General features: G+C 53.4%; 19 protein-coding genes and 1 riboswitch. Of the genes, 5 read left to right on the top strand and 14 right to left on the bottom strand.

From position 1 onward, the window contains the following. Positions 1-2: 2 nt before the first annotated feature. The 6 genes from AC4G46_RS08340 to AC4G46_RS08315 form a co-directional block, all read right to left on the bottom strand. Positions 3-959 (bottom strand): AAA family ATPase, encoded by a 957-nt coding sequence (locus AC4G46_RS08340; RefSeq protein ID WP_090714750.1) that lies wholly within the window; start codon positions 957-959, stop codon positions 3-5. Between the two features lie 269 nt (positions 960-1,228). Next, positions 1,229-2,704 carry a methyl-accepting chemotaxis protein gene (locus AC4G46_RS08335; RefSeq protein WP_491127520.1) on the bottom strand — a complete coding sequence of 492 codons (1,476 nt, stop codon included), beginning with the start codon at positions 2,702-2,704 and terminating at the stop codon, positions 1,229-1,231. A 161-nt stretch (positions 2,705-2,865) separates the two neighbouring features. Beyond that, on the bottom strand, positions 2,866-3,216 hold the full coding sequence (gene spoVAE, locus AC4G46_RS08330) for a stage V sporulation protein AE (RefSeq protein ID WP_068721920.1): 351 nt from the start codon (positions 3,214-3,216) through the stop codon (positions 2,866-2,868). After that, positions 3,213-4,253: a stage V sporulation protein AD gene (gene spoVAD / locus AC4G46_RS08325; protein ID WP_491127519.1), complete on the bottom strand. Its 1,041-nt coding sequence runs from the start codon at positions 4,251-4,253 to the stop codon at positions 3,213-3,215. The genes spoVAE and spoVAD overlap by 4 nt, the downstream gene beginning before the upstream one ends. Positions 4,254-4,255: 2 nt before the next feature. Further along, the gene (gene spoVAC, locus AC4G46_RS08320; RefSeq protein ID WP_491127518.1) at positions 4,256-4,753 is read right to left on the bottom strand and encodes a stage V sporulation protein AC; all 498 of its coding nucleotides are present in this window, start codon (positions 4,751-4,753) and stop codon (positions 4,256-4,258) included. A gap of 136 nt (positions 4,754-4,889) precedes the next feature. Beyond that, positions 4,890-5,066 carry a hypothetical protein gene (locus tag AC4G46_RS08315; protein WP_491127517.1) on the bottom strand — a complete coding sequence of 59 codons (177 nt, stop codon included), beginning with the start codon at positions 5,064-5,066 and terminating at the stop codon, positions 4,890-4,892. Positions 5,067-5,242: 176 nt separating this feature from the next. Here AC4G46_RS08315 and AC4G46_RS08310 point away from each other — a divergent pair, with 176 nt between their 5' ends. Next, positions 5,243-6,316 carry a M42 family metallopeptidase gene (locus AC4G46_RS08310; RefSeq protein ID WP_491127516.1) on the top strand — a complete coding sequence of 358 codons (1,074 nt, stop codon included), beginning with the start codon at positions 5,243-5,245 and terminating at the stop codon, positions 6,314-6,316. Positions 6,317-6,376: 60 nt separating this feature from the next. Continuing rightward, positions 6,377-6,775 carry a hypothetical protein gene (locus AC4G46_RS08305; protein WP_491127515.1) on the top strand — a complete coding sequence of 133 codons (399 nt, stop codon included), beginning with the start codon at positions 6,377-6,379 and terminating at the stop codon, positions 6,773-6,775. A gap of 70 nt (positions 6,776-6,845) precedes the next feature. On the opposite strand, the gene AC4G46_RS08300 is transcribed toward AC4G46_RS08305, so the two are convergent. From AC4G46_RS08300 to AC4G46_RS08270, 7 genes are all read right to left on the bottom strand, one after another. Beyond that, positions 6,846-7,991: a mannitol-1-phosphate 5-dehydrogenase gene (locus AC4G46_RS08300; protein ID WP_491127514.1), complete on the bottom strand. Its 1,146-nt coding sequence runs from the start codon at positions 7,989-7,991 to the stop codon at positions 6,846-6,848. Then, positions 7,991-8,425, bottom strand: coding sequence for a PTS mannitol transporter subunit IIA (locus AC4G46_RS08295; protein WP_068721915.1), 435 nt, complete (start codon positions 8,423-8,425; stop codon positions 7,991-7,993). Before AC4G46_RS08295 ends, AC4G46_RS08300 begins: the two co-directional genes overlap by 1 nt. 16 nt (positions 8,426-8,441) lie before the next feature. Beyond that, positions 8,442-10,508 carry a BglG family transcription antiterminator gene (locus AC4G46_RS08290; RefSeq protein ID WP_491127513.1) on the bottom strand — a complete coding sequence of 689 codons (2,067 nt, stop codon included), beginning with the start codon at positions 10,506-10,508 and terminating at the stop codon, positions 8,442-8,444. Between the two features lie 98 nt (positions 10,509-10,606). Continuing rightward, on the bottom strand, positions 10,607-12,067 hold the full coding sequence (locus AC4G46_RS08285; protein ID WP_491127512.1) for a PTS mannitol transporter subunit IIBC: 1,461 nt from the start codon (positions 12,065-12,067) through the stop codon (positions 10,607-10,609). A gap of 715 nt (positions 12,068-12,782) precedes the next feature. Then, complete coding sequence (locus tag AC4G46_RS08280; protein WP_491127511.1) at positions 12,783-13,646, bottom strand: aldo/keto reductase; 864 nt, start codon at positions 13,644-13,646, stop codon at positions 12,783-12,785. 109 nt (positions 13,647-13,755) lie between these two features. Beyond that, a complete protein-coding gene (locus AC4G46_RS08275; RefSeq protein ID WP_491127510.1) occupies positions 13,756-14,070 on the bottom strand; it encodes a DMT family transporter in 315 nt (104 codons plus the stop codon). Between the two features lies 1 nt (position 14,071). Continuing rightward, positions 14,072-14,428: a DMT family transporter gene (locus AC4G46_RS08270; protein ID WP_491127509.1), complete on the bottom strand. Its 357-nt coding sequence runs from the start codon at positions 14,426-14,428 to the stop codon at positions 14,072-14,074. 90 nt (positions 14,429-14,518) lie between these two features. Further along, positions 14,519-14,624: riboswitch (guanidine-I (ykkC/yxkD leader) on the bottom strand. A 146-nt stretch (positions 14,625-14,770) separates the two neighbouring features. Between AC4G46_RS08270 and AC4G46_RS08265 the strand changes: the two genes are divergently transcribed. Further along, positions 14,771-15,709: an MBL fold metallo-hydrolase gene (locus AC4G46_RS08265; protein WP_491127508.1), complete on the top strand. Its 939-nt coding sequence runs from the start codon at positions 14,771-14,773 to the stop codon at positions 15,707-15,709. A 59-nt stretch (positions 15,710-15,768) separates the two neighbouring features. Here AC4G46_RS08265 and AC4G46_RS08260 read toward each other — a convergent pair whose 3' ends face one another. Next, positions 15,769-18,006: a glycoside hydrolase family 3 C-terminal domain-containing protein gene (locus AC4G46_RS08260; RefSeq protein ID WP_491128820.1), complete on the bottom strand. Its 2,238-nt coding sequence runs from the start codon at positions 18,004-18,006 to the stop codon at positions 15,769-15,771. 165 nt (positions 18,007-18,171) lie between these two features. On the opposite strand from AC4G46_RS08260, the gene AC4G46_RS08255 reads away from it, so the two are divergent. Together AC4G46_RS08255 and AC4G46_RS08250 are read left to right on the top strand one after the other, a co-directional pair. Beyond that, a complete protein-coding gene (locus AC4G46_RS08255) occupies positions 18,172-19,449 on the top strand; it encodes a helix-turn-helix domain-containing protein (RefSeq protein WP_491127507.1) in 1,278 nt (425 codons plus the stop codon). A 94-nt stretch (positions 19,450-19,543) separates the two neighbouring features. Then, positions 19,544-19,927, top strand: coding sequence for a hypothetical protein (locus AC4G46_RS08250; RefSeq protein WP_491127506.1), 384 nt, complete (start codon positions 19,544-19,546; stop codon positions 19,925-19,927). The last annotated feature ends 51 nt before the right edge of the window (positions 19,928-19,978 follow it).

Here is a 19,978-nt window from a genome sequence, read left to right as displayed (position 1 = left end):
CGCTATTGCCTCATCGTAACGGGCACACGGATGCCCTGCAGCAGCTTTTGCAGCAGAGACTCCACGTTAACATTGTCCAGCCGCGATTCCGGACGCAGAATGATACGGTGCCCCAGGGCATAAGGCGTGAGAATCTTGACATCATCCGGCAGCACATAATCGCGCTCCTGAAGGAAAGCATACGCCTTGCAGGCCATCATGAAAGACAGCGAGGCACGGGGGCTTGCGCCCAGCAGCACCAGCGGGTGCTCCCGTGTCTGGCGGACAATGTCCAGCAGATATCCAAGGACAGGTTCACTCATATACACCTCGCGGATCTCCTCCTGGATCGCCGCAATCTGCTCCATGCCCGTTACCGGTGTCAGCTTGTCCACAGGCTGACCTGCCTGATGGCTGAGCAGCAGATTCTTCTCTGTTTCGCTGTCCGGATACCCGAGACTGATGCGAAGCATAAAACGGTCAAGCTGGGCTTCAGGCAGCGTATAGGTGCCTTCAAAATCAATCGGGTTCTGCGTGGCACAGAGCATGAACGGGTGCGGCAGCGGATAGGTTTCGCCGTCCACCGTCACATTTCGTTCCTCCATAACCTCAAGCAGCGCTGACTGTGTCTTCGTGGTTGCCCGGTTAATTTCATCGGCCAGCAGGATATTGGTCATAACCGGCCCGGGCCGGAAATAGAACATTTCATCGCGCGGATGGTAGACGGATACCCCGGTAATATCACTCGGCAGAATATCCGGATTGCACTGGATCCGCCGGTAATCACCCGACATGGACCGTGACAACGCCCGTATGAGCTGCGTTTTGCCGGTTCCGGGAACATCCTCAATCAGGACATGTCCACCGGCCAGAAGTGCTGTGAGCAGCAATTCTATTTCAAATGATTTTCCAAGTATGCAGGATTCCAGGTTAGAGCGAACAGCCTTCATAATTTGCGTGGATTCTTGACGTACGGGCATATATGATTAGACCTCCTATGTCAGAATAAGCAGTAATATTTATATTTTACATGATTATGGGACCCAAAGTACATTATTGAAGACATTGAAGTTGGCAGAGCCGGAACATATAGCCTGTTTTACAAATGAAAGAAGCGAATCCGCTAGTTTCTTGTAATAAATCACAAAAATCCGTGAGGATTCTGCATGCCGCAAACTATAGCAAACAGGACAGCCGCTCTCCCCGAAGGTTGAACAGCTGCCCTGCGCTGCTTGATCCCTGTATCCTGCTAAGCCTGTTTATGATCACCAACAAGTTCATTCAGGCTGACAATCAGGCTCTCCAGCTGCTTAAAGCTGCCCACCATGTTGTCTGTCATCGTGCGCTGCTCCTCTACTCCGGCCAGAATCTCCTCTGTCGCGGCACTGGACTGTTCTGTTACACTGGAGAACTCGGTTATTTCATTGACAATCTTTTCAGAGAACTGCTTCATGCCTGCCGAGCTCTGCTCCACATCACCGGCCTGCTCCAGCACTTTATGGGCATTGAGCAGAATGGACTGAAACACTTCTTCCGTCCGCTGCACCGACTCGCTGCCCGTCAGCAGAATATCGCGGCTCTGCTCAAATTGGGCAATTAGGGCGTCTGTCTGCTGCTGCAGGCCGGCGATTACGCCGCTGATTGAATCCGCTGTTTTACCGGAGTCCTCAGCCAGCTTCCGCACCTCTCCGGCAACCACGGCAAAGCCCCGTCCATGTTCGCCCGCGCGGGCTGCTTCGATGGAAGCATTAAGGGCAAGCAGATTCGTCTGCCTGGAAATCTGGGTTATCCCTTCAAGCATTTCATTGATTTCATGGCTGCGCCGGCTGAATTCCAGCATCTGATTCGAGGTCTGCTCCATCATCTCTCTGAGCTCGGAGAACTGTCCTGCCAGCAGCGAGACGTTTCCGCTACCCTGCTCGCTGACCGCAGCCGTTTCTGCAGACAGCTTTTTCATTTCCTGCGAGTACCCGGCCACATCACGGATATGCTGGTCAGAGACCGAAATGGCCTCCGTAATTTCACCGATGCTGCCGGCCTGATATTCAATGCCTTTGGAAACCTCCTGGAAACCGATGGCCACTTCACTTGTTATAGCTCCGGCCATCTCTACCTCTACCTTAAATCTGCCCGTAAACTCATAAAGGCCGTCCACCGCGGTCTTCACCCGTTCAAGCAGGAATTCTACCTGTTCGCCGGAGGCTTCAACCTGCTCACGCTGCTGTTCGCTTTGATGCTGAAGCTTCTCATTCAGGTAAGAAACAACAAAGAGCACGATACTGATTATGAGATACAGGCCGATCCCGGAAAAGTAGAGGAGCAGCTTACTCTCCGAGCCGGCGGCATCCTCCGGTCCTCTGAGCTGCTGGGCCAGAATCAGAACAGCGCTTATCCCGGAAGCCGTTGTGTAATATTTATAGTGCGGATAGAGTAGAAGCAGTGAGCATAGCAGCAATACAACCAGACTGTTTAACGAGCCCAGGGTTAAATAAAAGGCCATAACAGTAAGGACACCTGTAATAATCCATGGGATGACAAGCACCCCTTTCCGCCGGTTGTTAAACAGAGTCAATCCGACTGCGAGCGGAACAGCTACTGCGCTTGTCCCCCAGAGCTTGGGGGTCTGAAAGGCCAGAATAACCCCAATTACGGTTATAACCCAAAAAATAGCGATAATAATTTTGTTTCTTTTCCCAAACAACTCGACCTTCCGCTGATTCTGCAACTTGTGCACGTCCCCTGTCTTTATGTATATACCTAACTTCTAAGGCTATATATCGTCAATAATCGACATTTTTTTGATATTCTATCCCGGTTAAAATGAAAAAAAAGACCACTCTGCAGCGGCCTTTGTTCATACTCTGTTCACTTTAACGAAAAAGAGAGTTAGCCCTTTGGCCTTACAACGAGTGCCGCCAGGAACGAGAACACAATTGCCGAAGAAATCCCGGCGCTGGTAACGTCAAATATCCCGGTCACTACGCCGACCCAGCCGTCACGCTCCAGCTCGGTTAACGCACCGTGCACCAGTGAGTTACCGAAGCTTGTAATCGGCACACTGGCACCGGCTCCGGCGAATTTTACCAGCGGGTCATACAATCCGAATGCATCCGCCGCCGCTCCCAGCACGACGAGTGTACTCATGGTATGAGCCGGCGTCAATGCAAGCACATCGAACATCAGCTGGCCGATCACACATATAGCTCCGCCAACAAGAAAAGCCCAGAGGTAGATCATTGTCCTTCACCTCCGATCTCAAGGGCTACAGCATGGGCTACGCATGGAATGCTCTCCCCCTGCTGATAGGACAGCGGGGACAGCAGTGCTCCGGTTGCCACGACAAGCACCCGTTTCAGCTCCCCTTTTCTCATCCGCTTCAGAATGTGGCCGTATGTGACAACTGCAGAGCAGCCGCAGCCGCTTCCGCCGGCAATTACATATTTTTGCTTGTCCAGATTAAATATAAGCAGGCCGCAGTCGTCAAACGTAGTCTGTTCCATCGGGATGCCCTCTTCAGCCAGCAGCTCCTTGGCAATCGGCAGCCCTACCGATGCAAGATCACCGGTTACAATCAGGTCATAATGCCCGGGCGTAAGGCCCGTATCGCGGAAATGGGCGGTTATCGTATCCGCAGCTGCCGGGGCCATCGCGGTTCCCATATTGAACGGGTCTGTCAGGCCCAGATCCATGATCCGGCCGATCGTCGCTGAAACGACATGAACCTGTGTTCCCTGAGCGTTGCCGTCGTTGCGACCGACTATCGCACAGCCGGAGCCGGTAATGGTATACTGGGCCGTCGGCGGCTTCTGCGAGCCGTATTCGGTCGGATAGCGGAACTGCTTCTCTACTGTACAGTTATGGCTTGAGGTTCCGGCCAGCGCATACTTGCCGCCGCCTGAATCAATGATCATCGAGGCTATCGCCAGACTCTCCATGGAGGTCGAGCAGGCCCCGAAGACACCCAGGTAAGGAACGCCAAGCTTCCGTGCGGCAAAAGAGCTGCTGATAATCTGGTTCATCAGGTCGCCGCCGACGAAGAACTCCAGCTGTTCCTGCTCAATTGCGGCATTCATCAGCGCCAGCTTGGAGGCTTTTTCGAACAGGGCGCGCTCTGCCTTCTCCCAGGTTTTCTCGCCCATTTCAAGTGAATCGTAGATAAAATCAAAATCCGAGGCCAAGGGTCCTTCCCCTTCCTCAGGCCCTACAACCGCAGAGGAACCAAGAATGACAGGACGGGTGGTGAATTTCCAGGTCTGGCTGCCCAGCTGCTCCATAGTTAGTGAGTCCCTCCCCAGCCCATAACGGCATATACTACGCCCACCACAAAGGCAGCTACCACGCCAAATACGATAACGGAGCCGGCCAGCTTGAACATATTGCCGCCAACGCCGAGCACAAGACCCTCTGCACGGTGTTCAAGCGCTGCTGAGCACATGCTGTTGGCAAAGCCGGTAACGGGTACCGCTGTTCCGGCACCGCACCACTGAGCCAGCTTGTCGTAAACGCCAAAGCTGGTGAGAATGACGGACAGCAGAATTAGAACCGCTACCGTGGGGCTTGAGGCTTCTCGGGAGGTCATATCAAAGATCGCCATGAAGGCCTCCTGGATTGCTTGTCCCAATACACAGATCAGACCGCCCGATAAAAAGGCACGGACACAGTTTTTAAATACCGGACGTGAGGGGACAAACGGCTTGGACAGCTTCTCGTAGTCCTTGGGAGTCATGGTGTCGAGCCGCAGCTTTACACCGTTTTTCTTTGTTTTTGCCGGCAAAATAGGACACCTCCTGGAATATGTGCGAAGGGAAGCCGCCAAGTCAGTCTTATTGTCCGCTTCCCTCCGGTTCTTCTTCGCCTAGAAGTTTTTCCTTATTGTTCACCGTATTCCGTCTTGTTATGTCCCTGCATACTCAGGAAAAAAACAGCAGCACCACTATAAGCAGCATAAACAGAACCAAGATCAGCACAATCTCGCTTTCGCGCGCGTCACGGCGGCGGCGGTACTTACGCTGAATGCCGCTCGTACGTGCCCTGGTCGGAACCCTTCTTGGGGTAAAAGGCCTGGAACTGCTTCCTGCAACCCTCATTCTATCCGCTTCCTTTCCCGGCTCCTGCCTGCAGACCCGTTACAATATGTTATTCAGCCGCGCAGCCCCCGGTGTCCGCCCGGATCATCCGCGAAAGATAGACATTCGGGCCGGTGAAGTTCATACTATATAGGTTGAATCTGAACTCTTGAGGTCGAGAAAAGGAGCGTTACAATATGAATCAGGAAACGATGGACATGTTCAAAACACTGACCGAATTCCCGGCAGCCCCGGGTTTCGAGCGCGAACTGCGCGCTTATGTCAAGAACGCTATGTCACCTTATACGGATGAATTTGTACAGGACCGGCTCGGCAGCCTGTTCGGCGTGCTGCGCGGTGCCGAGAACGGCCCGAAAATTATGGTTGCCGGACACTTTGACGAAGTCGGCTTTATGGTTACCGGCATTACCCCTGGCGGTATGATCCGCTTTACACCGCTCGGCGGCTGGCTGGCTTCGGCGGTTGCTTCACAGCGGCTGCAGATCATTACACCTGACCGTGTGCTTGACGGGGTTGTCGGCAGTACCCCGATACATCTGCTTTCGCCCGAAGAACGTAACAAAACCGGTGAAATCAGCAAGATGTATCTGGACATCGGTGCCGACAGCAAGGAAGAAGCCGAAAGCTTCGGCGTAAAGCCCGGCCAGCAGATTCTCCCTGTATGCCCGTTCACCCCGCTGGCCAACCCGAAGAAGATCATGGCCAAGGCCTGGGATAACCGCTACGGTGTCGGGCTGGTCCTTGAGCTGGTGAAGGCGCTGCATGGCAAGCAGCTGCCGAACACGGTCTACGCCGGTGCTACAGTACAGGAAGAAGTGGGCCTGCGCGGTGCCCGTACGGCCGCTAACCTGCTGAATCCGGACATTTTCTTCGGCCTGGACGCCAGTGCCGCTGCCGACATGACCGGCGACCGCCAGGCGTTCGGACAGCTCGGACAGGGCGCGCTGCTGCGTATCTTTGACCCGACAATGATTACCCACCGCGGGCTGATAGAATATGTGCAGGATACAGCGGACACCCATAAGATCAAATACCAGTACTTCGTTTCCCAGGGCGGAACGGATGCCGGAGCGGTTCATACCAGCGGCATCGGCGTACCTTCAGCGGTTATCGGCATCTGCTCCCGCTACATCCACACCGCCTCCTCTGTCATTCACAGCGACGACTACGAAGCGGCCAAGGAGCTGCTGATCAAGCTGGTGGAAGGACTGGACCGCACCACACTGCAGACTATTCTGGAAAACAGCTAAATTGCAGTAAAGCGAGGAGAAGACATGCATCCTACTGAAATAATAGAATATGGTTTAGCCATGATCATGTTTTTCGTCATTTTGCTTGCCTCTCTCTTGTTCCGGAAGTCCAGAAGAAAGTGGATTTATATTGCTGCAGGCTTATACGTTTTATTGTCCTTCGGTTTCTTTATGTATCGTCCAGCTTATATTGATTCCCAGATCGCCCGCAAGGCGGTTACGCTAAATCAATATCTGGAACAGAAATACCCTGATGAAGCCTGGACCTTCTGGACGGTTCCGCACCGTGAGGATTCTTATGCATCCAGAAATCCTTATATTATTGAAGTCACGTTTGCTAACGAGCCGGATGTGCATTATGGTTTTCTGGTAAAAAGGGACTCTATAGAGCTGCGGAGTTATTGGTCTGAGCGTGATTCGATCGGGGAGCTCAGGCACTGGGAACCGATTCAAAAGTAAAAAAGAGCAAGACCTTTCCGGCATCGGAAGGGTCTTGCTCTTTTTGGGGTTGCTATAGTCTTAAAACCTCTTATTTCAGAGCTGCGTATTCCGCCATCACAGACTGATGAACGGCATGGTCAGCAGCGAGCCCGGTATATTGGGTCAGTGCAGCTTCAACGCCAAGCTCGGCAATAGCAGCCTGCAGCTCTACCGCTTCGGGATCATCGGCTGCCTGGAACAGCAGTGCACCGGCCATGGAACGAGTCAATGCCTTGTAGCTCAGGCCGCGGTCATAAGCCTGCAGGGCAGGCGATACCAGACGGTCATTCGGTGACAGCTTGCGGATCGGCGAGCGGCCGACACGGGACACTTCATCGGTCAGGGCCGGATTGCGGAACCGCTCCAGGATTTTGTCGATATATTTGCTGTGCTCTGCGCTGTCGAAGCCATGCTTCTGCACCAATACGGCACCTGTTTCTTCCAGCACTTCGCGGACCAGGGCAGTTAGATTCTCATCCGCCATTGCCTGCTGAATGGTTTCATAGCCGCGCAGGAAGCCCAGATATGCCGCGGAGCAGTGTCCGGTGTTAACCGTGAACAGCTTGCGCTCGATATACGGCTCCAGGTTCTCCACATAATGTACGCCTTCAACCGGTGTATATCCCGGAAGCATCTGGGATGCATCCACCACCCACTCGTAAAAAGGCTCTACCACGACCTTAAGAATGTCCTCATGCTGCTGCAGCGGTACAATCCGGTCTACTGCTGCGTTCGGGAACGCTACCGAGGCATCCGCCTTGGCACGGGCAGTATCATCCAGCTGTGCATAAACCAGCTCTTTGAGCTGGGCGCTGCCGCCGATGGCATTCTCGCAGGCAATTACATGGAGCGGCTTGTCGGAAAAGGCAACCCGTCTCTTGATGCCTTCGGCCACCACACCCGCAATATGCTTCAGAATGGATACGCCGACCGCAGTAGTAACCAGATCCGCTTCAGCAATTGCCGCCGCCACTTCTTCAGCATGGGTAACACTGCTCAGCGCTGTAACCTTTTTTACGATAACCGTTTCCTGTCCTTCGCTAGCCAGAGTTACCGGATATTCCCCGCGCTCCTTGAGCTGGGATACAAAAGCTTCATTTACATCCACAAAACAGACCTCATAGCCTGCCTGTGAAAGCAGCAGACCGATGAACCCTCTGCCGATATTGCCTGCACCGAAATGAACAGCCTTCATTATTCAAGGCCTCCTTCAAAGATCGCAATAACGTCAGCAGGAGTAGGGGCATTCATTACACGCTCAATGGCGTCGTCTTCAGTGAAGATCATCGCTACATTCGTCAGCACTTCCATATGTCCATCCCCTGCAGCCGCAATCCCGATTACGACAAAAGCAGGCTCATCGCCGCCAAAGTCAACGCCGTCCGGAAAGCGGATCACGGAAAGACCGGTAGATTTGATAAAAGGTCTTGCTTCCTTCGTACCATGCGGAATGGCAAGCCCGCCGCCCATGTAGGTGGACACGACTTCTTCGCGCTCCAGCATCTTCGGCACGTATTCCTCCGTTACATGTCCTGCATCAACCAGCAGCTTGCCGGCCATGGTGATCGCTTCATATTTGTCTTTGGCGGCACCGTTCATAATAATCTTGTTTTCTGACAGTATACTCATATGGTTTCTCTCGCTTTCACATTTTATTTTCGAAGAAATGCAGCAGTTCTGACGACAGGTAGCTGCGGATTTCGGATTCAGTCCGCTCCTCCAGCAGCTTCACCAGCTCTGAATTCAGCAGCATGGCACTGATCTCGCTCAGGACCTCCAGACTCTCCTTGGACAGCCTGCGCGGGGCAAGCATCAGCAGGATGACCCTTACCTCCGTGTTGCCTTCCAGCACAACCGGCTCTTGCAGACGATAAAGGGTCAGGGATGACATCAGGATGTGGCTGCTGCGGGTATGAAACAGCGCCAGTCCGGTATCCGGGATGACCTGGCTGGACATTCTTTCCCGTTCCAGCAGCCGCTCCAGCAGGATATCCGCATCCCCGACAACCCCCGTGCCCCTAAGCGAATCAAGCATTGCAGCAATGGTAGCCTGCAGAGGGATTCCTTCATTATCTAGCGGATAAAAGCGGAACCGGTCCAGCAGGCTGACCGTCTCATCCAGTATGCCTTTATAGCTTCTTAAGCGGTCCAGCGCATTGTCATCCCGTACGGAACGGTCATTCTCACCGCCAGGAACGCTCTCCCGCTCCCGCAGCGTGATATTCTGAATATAGCTTAAAAGCTTCTCCATTTCATCCCCCGTCAAAAGAGGGCTGATCTTGATATACCGTTCCTTATCCAGCGGCAGATCAATGGTTGAAATAATCAGATCATAATCCTCCTCGGGAAGGCGGGCTGCTTCATACCAGGAGATATTCCCGAGAATCTCAATCTGCGGCATTTCCTTGGCAAGCCGGGTGGCCAGCAGACGGGAGGAGCTTAACCCGCTGGCACAGACCAGAATGGCCCGCACACTGCGCTTCAGCTGATTGAGCCTTTCGATGGAAGCGCCGAAATGCATGACCAGAAAGCCCACTTCCTCATCAGGAATCTCCAGATCCAGCTGCAGATCCTCCACCGCAGCCCTGACAATCTGGAACAGATATTCATAATCTTTGCGGATCGGGCCGAGCAGCGGATTGCGGATGCGCGTTCCCTCGCGCAGCCGTTTGAAGGCCGGATCCATATGCTCCAGCAGCCCTTCCCGCAGGGAGCGGTCGCTCTGGAACGGCAGCCCTGTCCGCCTGACTACACTCTCGGTCAGCCTGTAGACGGTCTCCATCAGTTCCATGTCGCCGTAAGCAATTCCGCCGGAGGGGAATGAATCCTGGGCCCGGTCAAACAGACCGGCGATATACAGTATCTCAGCCCGAGGTATATCTTCCTCAAGCGCCAGGCTGAGCCGCTCCACAAACTGCTCCGCACCGGAAATGTTGCGGTGGTCAGACATCCTGGGATAGCCGGCGTCACCGCCGTTTTCGATCCCCTGGCCGATCGAGATCCGCCGGGTGGTGACGGCAAGGCCAAGCAGCATCTCCATGTATACTATTTCCGGAAGCTCTGCAGTCCACTGCCATTCCATATCCCACAGTGTACTTTCCACTTCCAGCAGACTGTTCTTTCCGACGGTCATGAGCAGGAGCCGGTAAACGGGGCTGCTGGCCTGCTGGGGAGTGTGTCCCACCAGGTCGGATAAATCCAGATGCTCTGCCGCCAGCCTGCCGATCGCCCTGCGCTTATCCACCTCGCTGCCGGTAATTTCAACCCCGTAGCCTCTCCTGCGGACCAGCTGAAGATTGAATTTACGGACCCATGGCTCCAGCTCATCCAGATCATAGCTCACGGTGGCCACAGTTACCTTCAGCCAATGCGCAAGAGTAAACAGCTTCACCGGATCTTCTGCCTCAAGCAGCGTACACAGCTCGTATATCTTGCGTTCCTCGCTGGAATACTCCGCCGGCTTCTCCTGGCGCAGGAACAGGCGAAGCTCTGCGAGGCCGTCCTCCGGCCCGCTCAGCTGTATGCCCTTACCCGACTTACGGATAAGATCCAGGCCGAAATCTGCAAGCAGCTGTTCAATGTCTTCCATCTCACGGTGAACGGTTCGAACACTTACCCCGATACCTTCGGCGATTTCGGCGGCTGTGATTTCTTCATTTACGCCCAGCAGCAGCCAGATGATCTGGCGCTGCCGGGCGGTAACCTTCCTCATAACCGTGTACCTCCGCCCTAAAATGGAGACAAACGCTGGCTCCCGGGGGCCAGCGTCTCCTTATTCAGCGTTATACGTCATTTCTAAACCGTATTTGATTATTTTAAACGCTCAACCAGTTCATCGTACTTCGGACTCTTGAGGAAGTTGTCGATTGAAATATGCTCTGCATTAGGATTGCTTGCAATAGCACGGTCAGTCAGCGTTTTCTGGGTAATAACGATATCCGCATCCGCCGGAATTTCACTTACCGCCGAATTGACTACAGTAAGATTAACGCCTGCGCTCTGCAGTTTCTTTCTCAGTACCGAAGCGCCCATCGCACTGGAACCCATACCGGCATCGCAAGCGAAGACGATTTTGCGTACATCTGCTTTGTTGCGGACGTTGGCAGCAACGTTATTAGCAGCTGCAGTTGCAACAGTTGCAGAAGCTGCTGTACCGGCAGTCTTCATGTCTTTCATTTTTGCAGAAGCTGCTTCCAGATCCATTTCTTCCTCATCCGTCTTCTTCACTGTCTTCAGGAGCAGCGTTGCAAGGACAAAGGAAACCACAGTTGCCACAACTACGCCGGCAATCATCGGGAAGTATCCGCCCTTAGGCGTCATAGCGAAATAAGCAAAGATACTACCAGGGGACGGAGAAGCTACCAGACCCGCACCCAGCATCTGGAACGTAAATGTACCGGACACACCGCCACCGATTACCGCAAGAATCAGACGCGGATTCATCAGGATGTACGGGAAGTAAATTTCATGGATACCGCCAAGGAAGTGGATGATTACGGCACCTGGTGCAGAAGCTTTTGCAGAGCCGCGTCCTACAAGCCAGTAGGCCAGCAGGATACCAAGTCCTGGTCCCGGGTTAGACTCAAGCATAAACAGAATGGATTTACCGATTCTCTGGGATTCTTCAAGCGCAATCGGTCCTAGAACCCCGTGATTGATCGCATTGTTAAGGAACAGCACTTTTGCAGGCTCGATGATAATGTTGACGATCGGAAGCAAGTTGTGATCAACCAGGAATTGCACGCCATTGGACAAAATGTTGGTAAGACCTTCAACCAGTGGCCCGATCCCTTTCAGCGCGGCAATGGACAATCCGCCGCCGATAATACCAAGTGAGAAGTTATTGACCAGCATTTCAAATCCGGCTTTGATTTTACCGTCAACCGCTTTGTCAAACTGTTTCAGAATCCAGCCCGCCAGCGGTCCAACGAGCATCGCTCCAAGGAACATTGGAATGGAGGAGCCGACGATAACCCCCATTGTAACTACAGCACCGATAACACCGCCCCGTTTGCCGTGTACCATTGTACCGCCGGTGTAACCGATCAGCAGCGGCAGCAGGTACTTGATCATTGGATCTACAAGAGCGGATAGGCTTTCATTTGGAAACCAGCCTGTTGGAATGAACAAGGCTGTAATCAATCCCCAAGCGATAAAAGCACCGATATTTGGCATAACCATACCGCTGAGCAAGCGGCCGAATTGTTGAACTTTCACCCTTGCCCCGCCGGATGAAGGTTGTGTTGCTGGCGTAGTCGCCGATGTGGCCATATAAAATGCCCCCCTATTGAATTAAATGGGACTTCCTACACTTAAGCTTTGTTGTAAGTTCATCCCCTATGCACACATCGTAAATCAAAGCGCTTTCTTTGTCACCAAATTGAAAATGCGGTTTCGTCATGAACGTTGTTGACAACATTTAAGAGCTGTTGCCACAGGCTTTTTCCGGGCCTTATGGCCTAACTTACAGAAAAAAACAGCGGAATCAAAGGCATTTATACCCTTCATTATGCTCGTTTAGCCGCATTAGGCGAAATCAAGGGCATTTTTGCTCTTCATTTGGCTCGTTTAGCCGCATTAGGCGAAATCAAGGGCATTTTTGCTCTTCATTTGGCTCATTTAGCCGCATTAGGCGAAATCAAGGGCATTTTTGCTCTTCATTTGGCTCGTTTAGCCGAATAGAGCGAAATCAAGAGCATTTTTGCTCTTCATTTGGCTCGTTTAGCCGCATTAGGCGAAATCAAAGGACAAACCTGCTTTTCATTTCGCTACCTTGGCTCATCTTTAAGCGGGCAACTTCAAGCCTCAGCTATATACGTCAGCCGTATACGAATGAAGCCTTTTACATAACTATCGTTGCAAATTTTAATTAAAATTTAATATTTAATACCCTAGATACCCGTTACCTACGCAACTTATTTCTTCATGATCAATAAAAAAGCCGCCCGTGAAATCACGGACAGCAGTCAATTCAAATCAAATCGAATCAAATCATATCCAGCGGAACTCTCCACGCCGGCTGCGGAAAAGCTTCATCCAGCTGCCGCAGCTCCTCATCGCTTAGCCTGATGGAGCCTGCTGCCGCGTTCTCCTCCACATGCTTACGTGAGGCTGCCTTCGGTATGGCAATTACGTCCCCTTCGCGGATGCTCCAGGCCAGCAGAATCTGCAGCGGCGTAACCTCATGCTTCGCGGCAATGTGCCGGACCGCGATGTTCTCGGTCAGCCCCTTGCGCAGACTGCCTGCCTGGGCGAGCGGAGAATACGCCATTACCGGAATTTTGTGGCTCCGCTCCCAGGCCAGCAGCTCATGTTCGATGCCTCTTGAGCCCAGATGATACAGCACCTGATTCACGGCACATTTCTCCCCGCCGGGTATGCTGAGCAGCTCGCGCATATCCTCCGTATCGAGGTTGGACACACCCCAGCGCTTGATTTTGCCGGCAGCCACCAGCTGCTCCATACCCTCGACGGTCTCTTCCAGAGGAACATTGCCGCGCCAGTGCAGCAGATACAGATCCAGGTGGTCCGTACCGAGCCGCTTCAGGCTGCTTTCACAGCTCCGGACCAGCTGATCCTTCCCGGCGTTGTGCGGATAAACCTTGGACACCAGAATAACATCCCCGCGGATGCCCCGGATCGCTTCACCGACCAGTTCCTCGGAGCGTCCGTCCCCGTACATTTCAGCGGTATCGATCAGGTTCATTCCAAGCTCTACGCCAAGGCGCAGTGAGGCAATTTCCTCGGCCCGGCTTGCTGCATCCTCCCCCATAAACCAGGTACCCTGCCCGATTCTCGGGACAGAAGCGCCGCCCTGCAGCTTGATCCGGTTGTGAATACTGTTGTTCATATGCCGATGTCTCCTTAACAGATGGATTGTATACTTACTATACTTACCATGTTGCTCCGTTCGAAACATCGTACAGGTGTCCAAATCTTTAACATATTGCCGCTTAAGATCAGCCGGTCAGCTTCAGCCCGACTGCCGCGCCAAGGATCAGCACAATGCAGAATATCCGCCGCATATCCCGTGATTCTCCATACAGCACCATGCCAAGAATGGCCCCTCCGGAAGCGCCGATCCCGGTCCACACTGCATAAGCAGTACCCATGGGAAGCGTCTCCATTGCCAGGGATAAAAGTATAAAGCTGGCACCGAAGCCTGCCATCAGCAAAGCCAGTGTCCGCCAGTTGCGGTGCGCCTGCAGCCTGGCCATCATTGCCACACCGAGCATCTCGCACAACCCGGCACCTATCAGCATAATCCAGTCCATTTTACGAGACCTCCTTTACCGGCTTCTTCGCGTTATCTTTGGTAGCCAGCTTGAGTCCGATTACACCGGCCAGCAGCAGTACGATCAAGACTACCTTCACCAGCTGAAACGGCTGCCCGAACCAGAGCATATCCGCCAGGACCGTTCCGGCCGTACCCAGTCCGACAAACACAGCATATACAGTCCCTGCCGGCAGTCTGCTGCTTGCAGAGATCAGAACATAAAAGCTGATAATAATAGCCAATACCGTAACGCCCCACTCCCATGGTGCCGCTGCATGCTTCAGTCCGATCACCCAGACTACCTCAAAACAGGCTGCCCCTGCGATTTTCAGCCATGCCTTACTGCTCTTGCTCATCTCTTTCTCCTCCCGCTTTACGTGAATTCTTAATCCGGGCCTTCCTCCGGCAACATAAAAGCCCGGAAGGCCACCGTCATCGCTGACGATACCTCCCGGGCTTTTATCCCTCCGTGTAGACACGGACTGGAGTCCGTGCGTTTTCCCTCGGACCAGTCCGGCCGTTACCAGCCGCGGAACCCTAGAAAACCAATTTGATTAAGTTACATCGTATGTTAGCAAATTACGTGCCGGAAAGCAACCCTGTCAGCTGTCAGTAAATAGATATGAATAATCATGCTCCCGCAATAGAGTAATTGGTATTATTATGTATTTATAACTTTTTAAGATAAAGGAGAGAAAATGATGTTTCATTCCCGGCATTTCAGCATCAAGCTGCTGGCAGAAGGCATCTACGTGCTTATTGCCACTGAGCAAGGCGGAGCTATGAGCAATGCAGGCATTATTGACATGGGCGGGTTTACGCTGGTTTTTGATACGTTTAACACCCCCCAAGCCGGCCGTGATCTGCGGGAAGCTGCGCTGCACCTGCTTGCACAGCCTATCGGCTATGTTATTAACAGCCACTGGCACGGAGATCATGTCCGTGGTAATCAGTGTTTTCCCGGCGTGTCTATTGTTTCCTCCGCCCGGACCAGAGAACTCATGCAGGCTACCCAGCCGCAATGGCTGGAACGGATGACACCGCTGCTTCCGCAACTGAACAAAGATATTGCCGCCGCAGCTGCCGCTTTGGATGCTGAACAGGGGGAGGCTGCCCGGCAGCAGCTAACCGCCCGCCACAGCTATCTGCTGGAAATCCGCGAGTCTATTGAGACACTGATTGTTACTTATCCCGCTGTTACTTACGGGAACGAGCTATGGATTCACGGTTCCAAAAGAAGCGGCAGGCTCTTCTCACTCGGCCGGGCACATACAGAATGTGATTCGGTCCTGCATCTCGGGGCCGACTCCATACTCTTCGCCGGAGATGCCATCGCGGTCAACAATCATCCGCTGCTTGAAGGCGGCGATCCGCACAGCTGGCTAAGCGCACTGGAGACTCTCGGGAACCTGGATGCCCGCTGCGTTGTACCGGGGCACGGCCCGGTCAGTGATACAGGAAGCATTACATCTATGAAGCAGTACATAAACGACCTGCTGGCGATCAGCAGCTCTTACCGCAGTCCGGAGTCCAAACCCGCGGCTACTGAAATTCCGATTCCGGAAGCATATCAGGGCTGGGATGCCGCTGCCGTATTTCAGCGCAACCTTGAATTTCTGCTGGACAGGCAGCCCTGATACCATTTAGGGCGAAGTCCATAAAACTACTGCCAGCTTTATAGATAACTCCAAATTGTCTACTCCTGACCGGCCAGAGCGTTCAGCTCACGCAGATCATCTGCGAGATTCTCTTCGGTATACTTGCCTTGGCCGAAATTGATCAGTGCGCGCAGCGGCATATATTTCATCATCGCCAGGAACATTTCCGGATTGTCCTCCATCGCATTCTCCAGACCGAAGATGCTGCTGTAATGCTTCGCCTTGTCAGCGGTCAGCGGATTGGCCAGCAAATCACCCACTGTGGTGTTACGGTGGAATTTAGCGGCCGTCTTTATAGCCGAGATCACTTCCAGCGGGGCGGTGAGACGGACTTCACGTGAAGAAGCAGCCACGGCAACCGTAAACTCCCCGCTCTCTACATGCCAGTCTCCCAGCTTCACATCATAATAGGCGAACGAACGCTTATCCAATGTAAATGTAACTTCCTGCGCTTCACCCGGCTGGAGTGCTATTTTGACGAAGCCTTTCAGCTCCTGCAGCGGACGGATCACACTGCTCTCCACATCGCTGACATAGAGCTGTACGGTTTCTTTGCCGGCTACAGTGCCGGTGTTTTTCACGGTTACGGTAACCTCCACTGTCTCACTGTCCTGAACACTCCGTTTATTCAACAACAGATTGCTGTACTCAAAGCTGGTATAGCTCAGTCCGAAGCCGAACGGGAAGAGCGGTTCGATCTCTTTTTTATCATAATAGCGATAGCCGACGAACAGCCCTTCCTTGTACTCCACCCTATCCCCTTCCCCCGGGAAGTTCAGGAACGACGGGTTGTCGCTCAGCTTCTGAGGAAAGGTCTCAGCCAGCTTGCCGCTTGGGCTTACAACACCGAAGAGAAGATCGGCAACTGCGCCGCCAAAAGCCTGTCCGCCCAGATACCCCTCCAGCACCGCTTTGGTTTTGGTCAGCCAAGGCATCTCTACAGGCGATCCGTTGCTCAATACAACGATAAGGTTTCCCTGGACTTCCGCTACCGCATCGATCAGCGCCTTATGGCTGGCCGGAAGCGAAAGATGGCTGCGGTCATAGCCTTCCGACTCGTATCTGTCAGGCAGTCCGAGGAACAGCACAGCAGCATCCGCCTGACCTGCAACGTCCTGCGCCTCTGTCAGCAGACGCTCATTGACCTCATCGCTTTCAAGCTCATACCCCTGCGCATACAGGAAGCTGGCTGAAGCTCCCGCAACCGCCTGCATCTCGGCAAAAGCATCATCCAGCTTTGTCGGATTTACATGCGAGCTGCCGCCGCCCTGATAGCGCGGTTTTTTGGCAAATTCGCCGATAATGGCAATCGTTCCGCTCTTCGCCAGCGGCAGAATGCCCTCTTCATTTCTCAGCAGCACCATACTCTCCCGGGCGACCTGACGCGCGAGTGCATGATGACGTTCCTTATCGAACGTAGCATTCTCCTTGCGGTTCTCCACACTTTTGAAAACGAAGGACAGCATCCGTTCCACAGCCTTATCCAGCGTCTCCACCGGCAGCTCGCCGCTGTTGACAGCCGCTACAATCTTGGCATCGCCAATCCCGCCGCTTGCCGGCATTTCCAGCTCCAGTCCGGCCTGCAGCGCCTTCACCCGCTCATTCACCGCACCCCAGTCGGATACTACAAAGCCTTCAAAGCCCCATTCGTCGCGCAGCACTTTGGTCAGCAGCGTTTCGCTCTCGGAAGCAAACTCACCGTTCACCTGGTTGTAGGAGCACATCACACTCCAGGGCTGGCTCTGCTTGATGGTTCCTTCGAAGCTGGCCAGATAGATCTCCCGCAGGGTCCGCTCATCAATCACGGCGTCAACAGACATTCTGCGGTGCTCCTGGTTATTCGCGGCAAAATGCTTGAGCGATGTTCCGACACCCTGGCTCTGTACACCACGGACATGACTTGCAGCCAGCTCCGAGGCCAAATACGGATCTTCTGAAAAATATTCAAAATTCCGCCCGTTCAGCGGCGAACGCTTGATATTATTGCCCGGACCGAGCAGCACAGCTACATTCTCCGCCTGGCACTCTGCTCCGAGCGCTTCACCAACCTGTGTAATTAAATCACGGTCCCAGGTCGAGGCAAGGCCTGCCGCCGAAGGAAAACAGGTTGCCGGCACACTGTTGTGCAGCCCCAGATGATCCGCGCCTTCCTGCTGCTTCCGCAACCCGTGCGGCCCGTCCGTAACCATCACGGATGGAATGTCAAGCCGCTCGATGCCCTTGGTATTCCAGAAATCCAGCCCCGAGCAGAGCCCGGCCTTCTCTTCCAGCGTCATTTGTGCGATCAGATCTCGGATCTCGGTTGTAGTCTTCGTCTTTGTCACTGTGTCAACCTCCCAGGAATGCGTTTTCTTTTTTATTATTTTAACGAAGCTCAGATTGAATTTATGGCATTTTCATTTGATTTTTGGTATTTTTATTGGATAAAAGGAGATGAGCTTATGCTGGATGCTGATGACGCCAAAGGACGGATTTCATATATATGCAAGCTAATCTATGAGGCATACCGTATTCCGGTATTCTGGCTGGATGCCGGCGGCAATGTACGTCTGGTCCTGCCCGCGTCCTTTGAGTGCCGGACAACGCTTCAAGGAAACGGCAGTCTGCTTGCTGAGGTTACGGACCATGCCGCCCAACGGACCGGGGTACAGGGCTTCGGCGCTTCATCCCTCCCGCTCCTGTATACGACAGGCTTCCTGGAGCAGTTCATTTTGCTCCGGCTTCCTGACGGGCAGCCCGGTTCCTCCGGAACTGTTATTATCGGGCCTGTTCTATCGGCACCGATTACCGGTGACAACGCGGCGGACCTGATGCGTGATTATAATCTTGCTCCAAGCCAGCAGGAGAGCTGGCTCCAATACTACCGCAGCCTGCCGGTGCTGAGCCGGACGCGATGGTACCACGCGGCTCTCCTGCTGCACATGCTGGTAACCGGAGAAGATTTGTCGGTTACCGACCTGCTGCTGGCTGCCCCGGTTCAGCAGTCAGCAGAGTATACCGGTGACGGGCCGGATCTTGACCTTTCTTACCGGCGGGAGAATGAATGGCTGCATCATGACCCGATGCTGGAGCGCGAAATGTTCCGTTTTATTGCAGCCGGGGATAAGGAGGGGCTGCTGGCGAGCCAGGCGGCATTTCCCGAAGAAAGCTTTGGCCTGCTGTCCAAAAAAAGCCGGCTGCGCAGCAAAAAAAACCTGGCTGTTTCCTCCATCACCCTGGCGACCCGGGCAGCGATCGAGGGCGGTTTGTTCTGGGAGATTGCCTACACCCTCAGTGATTTCCACATCCAGCACATCGAAGAACTAAATGATATTCCGGCTGTGGACCGCTCCCTGACTGCCGCTCTGTGCGATTTCGCCGACCGGGTCCGTGATAACCGCAGATCGAAGCATTCCCGCATGTCTGCCCTGTGCCAGAATTATATTTTTAACCATTTGTACGAGGAAATTACACTGGGCAGGCTTGCAGAAATCGCCGGACTAAATCCCAGCTATTTGTCCCACCTGTTCAAGAAAGAAACCGGACTGGCCGTAAGCGATTATATCCAGCGTGAACGGATTGAGGAAGCCAAACGCCTGATGACGCTGCCGGGCATTACCTTGTCGGATATTGCCACCAGGCTGCATTTTAACGACCAGAGCTACTTCACCAAGGTGTTTAAAAAATTCACGGGACTGACTCCCCGGCAGTTTCGGCAAGATATGGAGAATTTTTATTAGCCTGAACCGGGTCACACACATATTTTGAAAATTATGGTATGATCGCTTTAGAAGTCCTCTTTATTCACTTTCTAAAAAAAGGAGCGGAATCAGCTTGGTTATAGGAATCATTTTTGCTGGCGTTTTTTTGGTTATCATTGCTCAGGCTGTGGCACGTAATAATGGAAACAAGGGCAGAAGGAACGGCCGCGAGGGAAGCAGCAGCTCATCAGACCATTACTTTTTTACCGGAGCGGACCCGAATATGTTCACAAGCGATCTTCACCGTAATGAAGACCCTGACGGCACCCACAAGCATCACGGGCATCATAGCCAGCCCAATCATAATCATCATGACCATCACCATGGCGGAAGCAGCTGGAGCAGCCATGACAGCGGCCACAGCAGTCACGGGGGATGGGACAGCGGAGGCCACAGCGGCGGTGATACTGGCGGCGGGGGCGGCGATTCCGGTGGCGGTGGAGGCGGCGGAGACTGAGACAATCAGCATTAATAACCCGTCAGGCTGCGCGATTACACACAGCTGACG

The organism is Paenibacillus sp. fava2, assembly GCF_058313675.1.
Note: the sequence above shows the minus strand (reverse complement) of the source record. Positions and strands in the feature narration are given on the sequence as shown.